At 59.6% G+C, this 12036-nt stretch carries 13 protein-coding genes; 8 read left to right on the top strand and 5 right to left on the bottom strand.

Annotated elements, in window-relative coordinates; translation table 11 throughout:
- Nucleotides 1-53 precede the first annotated feature (53 nt).
- The 4 genes from pstB (at nucleotide 54) to CKW20_RS07410 (ending at nucleotide 3956) form a co-directional block, all read left to right on the top strand.
- Nucleotides 54-887: a phosphate ABC transporter ATP-binding protein PstB gene (gene pstB, locus CKW20_RS07395; RefSeq protein ID WP_095052363.1), complete on the top strand. Its 834-nt coding sequence runs from the start codon at nucleotides 54-56 to the stop codon at nucleotides 885-887.
- A gap of 71 nt (nucleotides 888-958) precedes the next feature.
- The gene (gene phoU, locus CKW20_RS07400; protein WP_008073516.1) at nucleotides 959-1720 is read left to right on the top strand and encodes a phosphate signaling complex protein PhoU; all 762 of its coding nucleotides are present in this window, start codon (nucleotides 959-961) and stop codon (nucleotides 1718-1720) included.
- 180 nt (nucleotides 1721-1900) lie between these two features.
- Entirely contained in the window at nucleotides 1901-2851 is a 951-nt protein-coding gene (locus CKW20_RS07405) for a response regulator (RefSeq protein ID WP_095052364.1), read from the top strand.
- Between the two features lie 208 nt (nucleotides 2852-3059).
- Nucleotides 3060-3956: a peptidoglycan DD-metalloendopeptidase family protein gene (locus CKW20_RS07410; protein ID WP_095052365.1), complete on the top strand. Its 897-nt coding sequence runs from the start codon at nucleotides 3060-3062 to the stop codon at nucleotides 3954-3956.
- Between the two features lie 95 nt (nucleotides 3957-4051).
- Here the strand turns inward: CKW20_RS07410 and CKW20_RS07415 are convergent, their stop codons facing one another.
- The 3 genes from CKW20_RS07415 to phoB all read right to left on the bottom strand — a co-directional run bounded on the left by CKW20_RS07415 (nucleotide 4052) and on the right by phoB (nucleotide 7565).
- Nucleotides 4052-5392 (bottom strand): hemolysin family protein, encoded by a 1341-nt coding sequence (locus tag CKW20_RS07415; protein ID WP_095052366.1) that lies wholly within the window; start codon nucleotides 5390-5392, stop codon nucleotides 4052-4054.
- Between the two features lie 122 nt (nucleotides 5393-5514).
- Nucleotides 5515-6801 carry a phosphate regulon sensor histidine kinase PhoR gene (gene phoR / locus CKW20_RS07420; RefSeq protein WP_256585012.1) on the bottom strand — a complete coding sequence of 429 codons (1287 nt, stop codon included), beginning with the start codon at nucleotides 6799-6801 and terminating at the stop codon, nucleotides 5515-5517.
- A gap of 74 nt (nucleotides 6802-6875) precedes the next feature.
- The gene (phoB, locus tag CKW20_RS07425; protein WP_007896474.1) at nucleotides 6876-7565 is read right to left on the bottom strand and encodes a phosphate regulon transcriptional regulator PhoB; all 690 of its coding nucleotides are present in this window, start codon (nucleotides 7563-7565) and stop codon (nucleotides 6876-6878) included.
- Nucleotides 7566-7717: 152 nt separating this feature from the next.
- Here phoB and CKW20_RS07430 point away from each other — a divergent pair, with 152 nt between their 5' ends.
- The gene (locus CKW20_RS07430; RefSeq protein WP_095052368.1) at nucleotides 7718-8095 is read left to right on the top strand and encodes a hypothetical protein; all 378 of its coding nucleotides are present in this window, start codon (nucleotides 7718-7720) and stop codon (nucleotides 8093-8095) included.
- Nucleotides 8096-8170: 75 nt separating this feature from the next.
- Here CKW20_RS07430 and ubiA read toward each other — a convergent pair whose 3' ends face one another.
- A complete protein-coding gene (gene ubiA / locus CKW20_RS07435; protein ID WP_095052369.1) occupies nucleotides 8171-9061 on the bottom strand; it encodes a 4-hydroxybenzoate octaprenyltransferase in 891 nt (296 codons plus the stop codon).
- Complete coding sequence (locus CKW20_RS07440; RefSeq protein WP_095052370.1) at nucleotides 9061-9624, bottom strand: chorismate lyase; 564 nt, start codon at nucleotides 9622-9624, stop codon at nucleotides 9061-9063. The genes ubiA and CKW20_RS07440 overlap by 1 nt, the downstream gene beginning before the upstream one ends.
- Before the next feature lie 199 nt (nucleotides 9625-9823).
- Between CKW20_RS07440 and CKW20_RS07445 the strand changes: the two genes are divergently transcribed.
- The 3 genes from CKW20_RS07445 (at nucleotide 9824) to CKW20_RS07455 (ending at nucleotide 11627) form a co-directional block, all read left to right on the top strand.
- Entirely contained in the window at nucleotides 9824-9991 is a 168-nt protein-coding gene (locus CKW20_RS07445) for a rubredoxin (RefSeq protein WP_007896465.1), read from the top strand.
- Nucleotides 9992-10010: 19 nt separating this feature from the next.
- Nucleotides 10011-11159: an NAD(P)/FAD-dependent oxidoreductase gene (locus tag CKW20_RS07450; protein WP_095052371.1), complete on the top strand. Its 1149-nt coding sequence runs from the start codon at nucleotides 10011-10013 to the stop codon at nucleotides 11157-11159.
- 192 nt (nucleotides 11160-11351) lie between these two features.
- A complete protein-coding gene (locus CKW20_RS07455; RefSeq protein ID WP_003213368.1) occupies nucleotides 11352-11627 on the top strand; it encodes an HU family DNA-binding protein in 276 nt (91 codons plus the stop codon).
- Nucleotides 11628-12036: the final 409 nt, after the last annotated feature.

Raw genomic sequence — 12036 nt, forward strand, 5'->3', positions numbered from 1 at the left:
AATACCAAGCCAGCGGTTCAACGAACCGAATTTGTTAGCACAGGGAGCCTCCCATGCAGCACGAAGCACACACTCACGGCATCAACATGTCGGCCTTGGGTCGCGACAAGCAGAGCCTGAGCCTCGAACAGGAAACCGTGGCCATCGAAGTACCGGGCCTGAGCCTGTTCTACGGTGACAAACAAGCGCTGTTCGACGTCAGCATGAACATCCCGAAACAGCGCGTGACCGCCTTCATCGGCCCGTCCGGCTGCGGCAAGTCCACGTTGCTGCGCACCTTTAACCGTATGAACGACCTGGTGGATGGCTGCCGCGTCGACGGCGCGATCAACCTCTACGGCAACAACATCTACCGCAAGGGCGAGGACGTGGCCGAGCTGCGTCGCCGGGTCGGCATGGTGTTCCAGAAGCCCAACCCGTTCCCGAAAACCATCTACGAAAACGTGGTTTACGGTCTGCGCATCCAGGGCATCAACAAGAAACGCATCCTCGACGAAGCCGTCGAGTGGGCGTTGAAAGGCGCGGCGCTGTGGGATGAGGTCAAAGACCGTCTTCACGAGTCGGCGCTCGGCCTGTCCGGTGGTCAGCAGCAACGTCTGGTGATTGCCCGCACCATCGCCGTGGAGCCGGAAGTATTGCTGCTCGATGAACCGTGCTCGGCACTCGACCCGATTTCCACGCTGAAAGTCGAAGAGCTGATCTACGAACTGAAATCCAAGTTCACCATTGTGATCGTGACCCACAACATGCAACAGGCCGCGCGGGTTTCCGACTACACGGCGTTCATGTACATGGGCAAACTGGTGGAATTCGGCGACACCGATACCCTGTTCACCAATCCGGCGAAGAAGCAGACCGAAGACTACATCACCGGTCGTTACGGCTAGGAAGCTGTGGTTGCTCACTGAACTGACGCTGCGGTCCACCGCACCTTACCGGACGCTCCAAGGACGCCAACATGATTAGTAAAGAAGGCCTTACCCATCACATCTCCCAGCAGTTCAACGCTGAGCTCGAGGAAGTGCGCAGCCACCTCCTGGCCATGGGCGGGCTGGTCGAGAAGCAGGTCAACGACGCGGTCACTGCGCTGATCGAGGCTGACTCCGGTCTGGCCCAGCAAGTGCGTGAGATCGACGACCAGATCAATCAGATGGAACGCAACATCGACGAAGAATGCCTGCGCATTCTGGCCCGTCGTCAGCCGGCGGCGTCGGACTTGCGTTTGATCATCAGCATCTCCAAATCGGTGATCGATCTGGAGCGCATCGGCGACGAAGCCACCAAGATCGCCCGTCGTGCCATCCAGTTGTGCGAAGAAGGCGAAGCGCCGCGCGGTTACGTCGAGGTTCGCCACATTGGCGACCAGGTGCGCAACATGGTTCGCGATGCCCTGGATGCGTTTGCCCGCTTCGACGCCGACCTGGCGTTGTCGGTGGCGCAGTACGACAAGATCATCGACCGCGAATACAAGACCGCACTGCGTGAGCTGGCCACCTACATGATGGAAGACCCGCGCTCTATCTCGCGGGTCTTGAGCATTATCTGGGTGCTGCGTTCCCTGGAGCGGATTGGCGACCACGCACGTAACATCTCGGAACTGGTGATTTACCTGGTGCGCGGCACCGACGTGCGTCACCTGGGCCTCAAGCGCATGAAAGAAGAAGTTGAAGGCACAAGTGCCGAAACCGCTAATGTTCCGGGCAAAGCTGACGATAAGTAAGACTGCCCAAGAAAAACGCCCGGTCCTTTGGCCGGGCGTTTTTGTTTGCGTGGCTTTCGTATTGAAAAGCCGACTAGAAAAGCAGCACCCGCGAACGAAAAGTCCCGGCGTGACTGAAGAGTTTTGGCAAAGTGCCATCAGCCAGCGTTATGCTTGCCGGGATTTTTAAAGGGGTGTTGGATGAGCAAGATCAGTGTGTTGGTAGTGGACGATGCGGCGTTCATTCGTGACCTGGTGAAGAAGTGCCTGCGCAACTATTTCCCGGGGATCCGGACCGAAGATGCAGTCAACGGTAAAAAGGCCCAGGCCATGCTGGCCAAAGAAGCGTTCGACCTGGTCCTGTGCGACTGGGAAATGCCGGAAATGTCCGGTCTTGAGCTGCTGACCTGGTGCCGCGAGCAGGACAATCTCAAGACCATGCCGTTCGTGATGGTCACCAGCCGTGGCGACAAAGAGAACGTCGTCCAGGCGATTCAGGCCGGTGTTTCCGGCTACGTCAGCAAGCCGTTCACCAATGAGCAACTGCTGACCAAGGTCAAACAGGCGCTGAACAAGGTCGGCAAGCTCGACACCTTGATGAACAGCGCGCCGACCAAAATGAACTCGGCGTTCGGCAATGACTCCCTCAGCGCGCTCACTGGCGGCAAGGCAGCCGTGGTCGCGCCATCGGCGGCACCGGTCAACCCATTCGCCAAACCTGTCGCCGCCGCGCCAGCCCCGGCTGCCGCACCGTCTCGCGGTTTGCTCAACAGTCCGCCGGTCAAGGCACCTGCCGCCTCCGCAGCATCAGCTGGCGGTCGTGGCCAAGGCCAACTGCGCCTGCCGAGCGGCACCCAGCAATGCGTGATCAAGGCCTTGAGCATCAAGGAAGCGCTGCTGGTGGTGAAGCGCACCGACACCCTGCCGCAAGTCCTCGACAGCGCCGTGCTCGACCTGGAGCAGGGCGACAACGCTGAAATTGCCCGTCTTAACGGCTACCTGCATGCCATCGTCGCCTACGAGCCAAAACCTGACAGCGAATGGCTGCAACTGACTTTCCGCTTTGTCGACCAGGATGCGCAGAAGCTCGACTACATCTCCCGCCTGATCGCCCGTGGCACGGCGCAGAAGCATTTCGTACCTGGCGCATAAGCCTGGCGTCGCCTTCTCGTACGCCTTCGCGGGCAAGCCTCGCTCCTACAGATGTACGTCGTCCCGTAGGAGCGAGGCTTGCCCGCGAAGGGGCCCTCAAACTCACCGCACATCCCTTGAACCGCCCATCTTGAAACATCTGCCGACTACGCTGGTCCATTTCAGCTGCTAGGCTCCTTTCCAGGCCTTACTCGACAGAATCTTGCCCATGCTCGCGCGCCTGATGTTTTTCTGTGGTCTGCTCATGGCCTCCACCTCGGTTGTGGGCATGACGATCTACAGGTCCACCGATGCCAGTGGCGTGGTCTCTTACAGCGACCGCCCCACCAAAGGCGCGAAGGTGTTCGTTTTTCGGGACCGAATGGTCGAGCGTCTTGAGCGGCAGGTGTACCTCGATATCAAGAAGCAGAGGGGCATGGACAGTGTGTTCGTGCGCAACGATCTGTACGCGCCGGTTGAGATCGAGCTGAGTTTTGCCGGGCTGAATAACGTCAGTGGCGCGCCGAGCCGGCCGATCCGTCGGGTTTTGCCGGCGCGCAGTAACATTCGTCTGGCGCTGCTCAAGGCGACGAAGGCCGGAAGGCCGTTGACGTATACCCCAAGGTTCGAATATTCCCTGGGCGACCCCGCAGGGGCCGCCATGGCCTATCGATATCCGTTGCCCTGGCGTGGTGGGCCGTTTCGGCTGAGTCAGGGCGCCAATGGCCAATACAGCCACTACGGGCCGAAGAACCGTTATGCGATGGACATCGCGATGCCTGTAGGTACGCCGATTATCGCGGCGCGCGGCGGAATGGTAGTGAAAACCGAGAATCGCCAGACCGGGCGCGGCAACGATCCGTCGGGCAATTTCGTGCGGGTGTTGCACGATGACGGGACCATGGGTGTGTACCTGCACCTCAAGAAAGGCTCAGTCAGCGTACGGGAAGGTCAGCGAGTGGTGGTGGGCAGTGCGCTGGCGCTGTCGGGCAACACCGGTAACAGCAGCGGCCCGCACCTGCACTTCGTGGTGCAGCGCAATACCGGGTTGGGGCTGGTGTCGATTCCGTACCAGTTCAATCAACCGGTCGGCGCGTTGCCCAACTTTGCGTTGGGCAAACAATAATGGGTTGTCTGGTCTGACGCCTTCGCGGGCAAGCCTCGCCCCTGTAGGAGCGAGGCTTGCCCGCGAAGGGATCGACGCTGATCTGGATCAGCGCATCAATCGAGCATCAACACCTTGGCCAAAACAATCTTCGGCCCTTTCATCTTCTTGATGATGATCCGCAAGCCTTCGACCTCCAGCACTTCTTCCTCTTCCGGCACCCGTTTCAGGGTTTCGTAGACCAGCCCGGCGAGGGTTTCGGCTTCGATGTGGTCCAGGTCGATGCCCAGAAGGCGTTCCACCTTGAACAGCGGCGTATCGCCGCGCACCAGCAGTTTGCCCGGCTGATACGCGAGGATCCCGCGTTCAGCCTTGCGGTGTTCATCCTGAATGTCGCCCACCAGCACTTCCAGCACGTCTTCCATGGTCAGGTAGCCGATGATGTTGCCGTCGGCTTCCTCAACCACAGCGAAATGCGAACCGCCCTTGCGAAACTGTTCCAGCAACTGCGACAGCGGCATGTGGCGAGACACGCGCTCCAGCGGACGGGTCAGTTCGGCGAGGTTGAACGACTCGGGAATGTGATCCAGGGCCGCCAGTTCCAGTAGCAAATCCTTGATGTGTAACAGACCGACGAACTCCTGGCGCTCGCTGTCGTACACCGGGTAGCGGCTGAACTTGTGGCGACGGAACAGCGCCAGGATTTCCTTGAGCGGCGCGTTGAACTCCAGCGTCACCAGGTCTTCCCGGGAGTTGGCCCAGTCGACCACTTCCAGCTCGCCCATTTCCACTGCCGAGGCCAGAACGCGCATGCCTTGGTCGCTCGGGTCCTGGCCACGGCTGGAGTGCAGGATCAGTTTCAGTTCTTCACGGCTGTAATGGTGCTCGTGATGCGGGCCGGGTTCACCCTGGCCAGCGATTCGCAGAATCTGGTTGGCGCTGGCGTTGAGCAGGTAGATGGCCGGGTACATGGCCCAGTAGAACAGGTACAGCGGCACGGCCGTCCAAAGCGACAGCAGCTCGGGTTTGCGGATCGCCCAGGATTTGGGGGCCAGTTCGCCGACCACGATGTGCAGGTACGAAATGATGAAGAACGCCGTGAAGAACGACACGCCTTTGACCACTTCGGCGGAATCTACGCCAACGGCGCTGAGTATCGGCTCGAGGAGGTGAGCAAACGCCGGTTCACCGACCCAGCCAAGGCCCAAGGAGGCGAGGGTGATACCCAATTGGCACGCCGACAAGTAAGCATCGAGCTGACTGTGCACGGTACGCAGAATATGCCCGCGCCAGCCATGCTGCTCTGCAATGGCTTCGACCCGGGTCGAGCGCAATTTGACCATGGCAAATTCCGCCGCAACGAAAAAGCCGTTGAGCAAAACCAGGATCAGAGCAAAAAGAATCATGCCGAAGTCGGCGAATATTGTTGCGAGGGTCAAGCCAGGGGAAGGGTCCATGATGGAGTTTTGCGGGTTCCGTAATTCGAAAGGAAAGAAAAAAGTGCGCCTGAAGGGCAGGCACAAGTCAGCCAATGTAGCGACTGACCGAGTGATTGCCTAGTGGCGAATGCTGACTGGTATCAGTCAGCGGCACTGATGACGCGGGATTTGCTCACCTGGGCTGGCGAAAAATGGCAGGTAAACGTGCTGCCGTGCCCCGGCACACTGCTGATTTCCATACGTGCCCGGTGGCGCAGCAACACATGTTTGACGATGGCCAGCCCCAGCCCGGTGCCGCCGGTGTTGGAGTTGCGGCTGGAATCGACGCGGTAGAAGCGTTCAGTCAGGCGCGGCAAGTGTTTGCTGTCGATGCCGATCCCTGAATCCTGCACGCTCAGGTGTGCGCCTTGATCGTCGCCCCACCAGCGAATGCGGATATTGCCCTCGGCCGGAGTGTATTTCACGGCGTTGAACACCAGGTTGGAGAACGCGCTACGCAATTCGGCTTCGCTGCCCTTGAGCAGAATAGTCGGATCGGCGTCCAGGGTGATGTGCTGGTTTTTTTGGCCGGACAGCTGCTGAGCGTCGCCCTTGATCGATTGCAGCAGGCTGTCGATGGACACCGGTTGATTGTCCGACGGGTAATCGGTGGCTTCCAGTTTGGCCAGCAGCAGCAAATCGTTAAGCAAGGTCTGCATGCGCCCGCCTTGCTGCTGCATCTGCTGCAGGGCACGGGTCCAGCGCGGGTTCACTTCCTCGACGTTGTCGAGCAGGGTTTCCAGGTAGCCGCAGATCACCGTCAGCGGCGTGCGCAGTTCGTGGGACACGTTGGCGATGAAGTCTTTGCGCATCTGTTCCAGCTGATGGATACGCGTCACGTCGCGCACCAGCATCAAGTGCTCGTTGTTGCCGTAGCGGGTGATGTACAGCTGAATGCGCAGGCGATCGTTGATCGGCGAGGGGATTTCCAGCGGCTCGGCGTAGCTGTCCTGCTCGAAGTATTCCTTGAAGCGCGGATGACGCACCAGGTTGGTCACGGGCTGGCCGCTGTCTTGAGGGGTCTTGAGGCCCAGCAGGGTTTCGGCGGCGCGGTTCCACCATTCCAGGTTGCCGTCGCTGTCGAGCATGATCACCGCGTCTTTGAGCGCGGCGGTGGATTCCTGGACCCGGTCGATCACTGCTTGCAGGCGCCCGCGTACCCGTTGGTCACGGCGTTGCAGGTGGTAGATGCTGTCGAACACCTCGCCCCACAGGCCGTAGCCGTCGGGCGGTGCTTCATCGGGCTTTTGCAGGCGCAGCCATTCGTGCAAACGCAGCAGTTGCTTGAGGGTCCATGCCAGATAAAGGCCCAGGCCCACGGCGAGGCTCCAGCCGTAGTAGCCGGAAATCAGGCCGATCACCAGGCAGGCGGTGACCAGCAACAGCATGTGGCGAATCAGGGTGCCATGCCAGTTTTGGTTCACGGAAAAATGCGTCCTTGTCAGCGAGTCTGGCGGTCGGCTCAGGCCTTGGTGGAAAACCGGTAGCCGGTGCCGCGCACGGTTTGTACCAGATTTTCATAGGCATCGCCGAGGGCTTTGCGCAGGCGACGGATATGGACGTCGACGGTACGCTCTTCGACATAGACATTGCCGCCCCAGACCTGGTCCAGCAACTGCCCGCGGGTGTAGGCACGTTCCTGGTGGGTCATGAAAAATTGCAGCAAACGGTATTCGGTCGGGCCCATCTCGGCGGGTTTGCCGTCGATGGTCACGCGGTGGCTGATCGGGTCCAGCAGCAGGCCGCCGACCTCGATCGGCGCTTCGCCATCGGTCGGGCCGGCACGGCGCAGCACGGCTTTCAGGCGTGCAACCAGCTCGCGTGGGGAAAACGGTTTGGTGATGTAATCGTCAGCGCCGACTTCCAGGCCCTGGATCTTGTTGTCCTCTTCGCCCTTGGCGGTGAGCATGATGATCGGGATATCCCCGGTCAGTTCATCGCGCTTGAGGCGTCGGGCCAGTTCGATGCCGGAGGTGCCGGGCAGCATCCAGTCAAGCAAAATCAGGTCCGGTTTACGGTCGACGATAATGGCATGGGCCTGCTGCGAGTTCTCTGCCTCCAGACAGTCATAGCCGGCCATTTCCAACGCAACGGCGATCATTTCGCGAATGGGCGCTTCGTCGTCGACGATCAGAATGCTCCTGCCAACCATGCGTTAATCCTCTTGTCATTTAACTGTCTTGCGCCGCATTAGATAACGGAATTATTGCAGTCGTGTGACAGTATTTTAGCCGTCCTGCGATTGTCGCGATCCTGAACTAAGCTCTAAGTCCGAATCCTGACAACCACAAGAGGAAGGTTTCCATGAATCACATTGCTCAATCCTGGAAGGCCCTGCTGGTTACGGCTGCGCTAACGCTGTCGCCCTTGGCCTTTGCCGCCGAACCGGCCACGATGAAAGACGGCATGATGGTCGACCACAAGGGTATGACCTTGTATACCTTTGACAAGGACAAGGATGGCAAGTCGATGTGCACGGGTGAGTGTGCGACGAACTGGCCGCCGCTGATGGCGCCGATGGATGCCAAGCCCATGGGTGAGTGGATGCCGATCAAGCGTGACGACGGCACGATGCAATGGGCTTATAAAGGCAAGCCAATGTATGGCTACAAAATGGACAAAAAGCCCGGGGATATAGAGGGTGAGGGTAAAGGCGGCTTCTGGCACATGTATCGGCACTGATTGAGTCCCGGAAGATCACAGTCTCGGCAGCCCCGTTATCGGTGTAGCTGCCGAAGGCTGCAATCTTTCTGAACATCAGCGCAGCGCGTAATCCAGCACAATCCCGACAAAAATCGCCAAACCCGCCCAATGATTGTGCAAAAACGCCTGGAAACAGCGCATCCGGTCCTTGCTGCGGGTGTACCAGAACTCCCACGCAAAACAGCCCGCCGCCGCCAGCAACCCGAGGTGGAACCAGCCACCGAGCTGGAATTTCGAACCCGCCAGCAGCAAACACCCCAACGCCAGTCCCTGCAGGGTCAGAATGATCACCCTGTCCGCGTCGCCGAACAGAATTGCCGTGGATTTCACCCCGATCTTCAGGTCATCGTCGCGGTCGGTCATGGCGTAATAGGTGTCGTAGCCCACGGTCCACAACAGGTTGGCAATCCACAACAACCAGGCTGTTGCCGGGAGTTCACCGGTTTCGGCGGTGAACGCCATCGGCATGCCCCAGGAGAACGCCGCGCCCAGTACCACTTGCGGGTAATAGGTGTAGCGCTTCATGAATGGATAAGTGAAGGCCAGGGCCAAGCCGCCCAGCGACAGCCACACTGTCTTCGCGTTGGTACACAGCACCAGCAGGAAACTCACGCCCATCAGCACCGCGAAGAACACCAGGGCTTCTTTCGAACTGATCTTGCCGCTCACCAGTGGACGCTGTTCGGTGCGTTTCACGTGGCCATCGACCTTACGGTCTGCCCAGTCGTTGATCACACAACCGCCGGCACGGGTCAGTACCACGCCGAGCACGAAAATCACGATATTGGCCAATGAAGGCGAACCTTCACCGGCAATCCAGAGTGCCCACAGCGTCGGCCACAGCAGCAAATAAATGCCGATAGGCTTATCCATGCGGGTCAACTGAATGAAATCCCAGGCCCGAGGATTCACGCGGTTCAGGGACTTGAGCAGGCTCTGGTACATCAGCAATTCTCCGGATGGGCGCGGGTGGCGTTCCACAAGGTCGGCAGGAAAACCTCGGCCACCAGCACGCTCAAGGCGCCGCGGTCGAAACGCGAGCGCCGCCCCCACAGTTCAGGCGCCTGAGCGTCCACTGGCAACCATGCTTGAGGATAGTGACAAACCTCAATGGCCCGGCGCCGAAATGCCTGATCACAAAACAGCAATTCGCCCAGAGAGCGGCTACCCAATTCATCCATATGCAATCCGTCGCCCTGCAACGCACTACGCGCCGCCACGCTGCGGGCAAACACCCAGGCTTCACCGTGGCCGCGCAGATACACCTCGCGCACCCAGCCTTCACTGCCTTCGGCCAGTTCCAGCGCAGCACATTCGTCGGCGCGTAGCGATTGCCAGCCTTCGAACAGCGGCGTGACGCTGAAACTGTCATTCGACAGGCGGATCAAGCGCCGGGTCAGCGACCCTTCATCGAACAGCCAATCGAGCGTAGACGTGTCGGGGAGGGGCATCAGTTGGCTTCGAGGGAGCCAGACCGGTGTCGCGAAGAGGGATTTTGAGTGCGGCACAGTGAGTCATTATTGGCAGCAAATGAGGCGGCGAGCTTACCATGTCAGGCTCCGATTTTGATTGGTCGGCCTGCCGTTGCACCGAACAGGCTTGCATCTGCCGGGCACGATCAGTACAAAACGCCCTGAGCCGGACGGCAGCGCTTAACCCATCGACCGTTCGCGCCGGCAAAAGCCTGAACCCTGAGGAAGTACCTGAATGAAAAAGTGGCAATGTGTGGTCTGCGGCCTGATCTATAACGAGGCCGAGGGCTGGCCGGACGACGGTATTGCGGCGGGCACGCCATGGCAGGACGTGCCGGAAGACTGGCTGTGCCCGGACTGCGGCGTGGGCAAGATGGATTTCGAAATGATCGAAATCAACTAAGAATCCAAGGAGTAAGGGAATGAACGCACCTGTCGTGATCGTCGGCACTGGGCTGGCTGGCTACAACCTGGCCCGGGAGTTTCGCAAACTCGATGGCGAAACCCCGCTGCTGCTGATTACCGCCGATGATGGGCGCTCCTACTCCAAGCCGATGCTCTCCACCGGCTTCGGCAAGAACAAAGACGCCGACGGCCTGAGCATGGCCGAACCGGGCGCCATGGCCGAGCAATTGAAGGCCGAAGTGCGCACCCACACGCGCATCAGCGGTATCGATCCAGGCCATAAGCGCCTGTGGATTGGTGAGGAAGCAGTGATCTACCGCGACCTGATCCTGGCGTGGGGCGCGGAAACTGTGCGGGTGCCGATCGAAGGCGACGCGGCGGACGCTGTTTTCCCGATCAATGATCTTGAAGACTACGCACGCTTTCGCGCGGCCGTGGCCGGCAAGCATCGGGTATTGCTGCTGGGCGCCGGTTTGATTGGCTGCGAATTCGCCAACGACCTGATTCTCGGCGGCTACGAGGTGCAACTGGTTGCACCGTGCGAACAGGTCATGCCGACCTTGCTGCACCCAGCGGCGGCCGCTGCGGTCCAGGCCGGCCTGGAAAGCCTGGGCGCGCGCTTCCATCTCGGGCCGGTGCTCAATCGCTTGCAACATGTGGCTGATGGCCTGGAAGCGCATCTGTCCGATGGCCAGGTCATCCCTTGCGATGTAGTTGTTTCGGCCATCGGTCTGCGTCCGCGCATCGACCTGGCGGCCGCTGCCGGGCTGCAGGCCAACCGTGGCGTGGTGGTCGATCGTCACCTGAAAACCTCTCACGCCAACATCTACGCCCTGGGTGACTGCGCCGAGGTCGATGGGCTGAATCTGTTGTACGTCATGCCCCTCATGAGCTGTGCGAGAGCGCTGGCCCAGACCCTCGCAGGAAACCCTGTGGCGGTGAGTTATGGCCCGATGCCGATCACCGTGAAAACGCCGGTTTGCCCGTTGGTGGTTTCGCCGCCACCACGGGGCGCGGAGGGCGTCTGGACGGTAGAAGGGCAGGGTGCGGACATCAAAGTGCTATGCCGCGACGATGCCGGCAAATTGCTGGGCTATGCCCTGACAGGCGCGGCGGTGATGGAAAAACTCGCTCTGAACAAAGAGCTTCCAGCCTTGCTGGCGTAAATAGCGGTCGTTCTGTCGGAATCACCCCGCTTTTGCCCCCACAAAGGTCGCGGGGAGACTGGCGCCGCTCTAAAGCGCGTGCCATCCTCACTCCCGTCTGCCGCAGAGTAGAGCTCCTGCGGCGCTTTGGGCGTTGTTCCAACGAGAACAACACGGACATAACAACAAAAAACCGTCAAAGGGGCTTCACTAATGCGTAAACCAGAACTCGCTGCTGCCATTGCAGAAAAAGCAGACCTCACCAAAGAACAGGCCAACCGCGTTCTCAACGCTGTTCTCGAAGAAATCACCGGCGCCCTGCACCGCAAAGACAGCGTCACGCTGGTGGGCTTCGGCACCTTCCTGCAACGCCATCGCGGTGCACGTACCGGCAAAAACCCGCAGACCGGTGAGCCCGTCAAAATCAAGGCCAGCAACACTGTTGCGTTCAAGCCGGGCAAGTCGTTGAAAGACAGCGTTAATCCGTAACACACACCGACTGCCCGCCTAGCGGGTGAGCGGGATAAAAAATGGGCACGCCAATGAAGTTGGGTGCCCATTTTTTATGCGTGACGAAAGCAACCCCAATCACTCAACCCTGTGGCAGCTGGCGAAGCCTGCGTTGGGCTGCTACAGGGCTACATAGTCGGCAACGTCGGCGCGAAAGGGCTGATGGAGCTTGGTTGTTCATCCATAGGTAGCCAGGACCATGTGGGCGAACGCTTTCTTGCTTGGCTGAAGATCAGCCTGCTGTTCCAAGTACGAACGCCATGCAGATTCCAGCATCGGCCCATGGAGATCGCCGTCGGTATATTGGTTGAGCCGCACCGACTCAACATTGAATTGAAAAAAATCTGAGACTCCATGCCGCATAAGGCAAAGATTTGCGATGGTCCTT

The sequence above is a fragment of the Pseudomonas sp. Irchel s3b2 genome (genome assembly GCF_900187445.1).
Taxonomy (GTDB): domain Bacteria; phylum Pseudomonadota; class Gammaproteobacteria; order Pseudomonadales; family Pseudomonadaceae; genus Aquipseudomonas.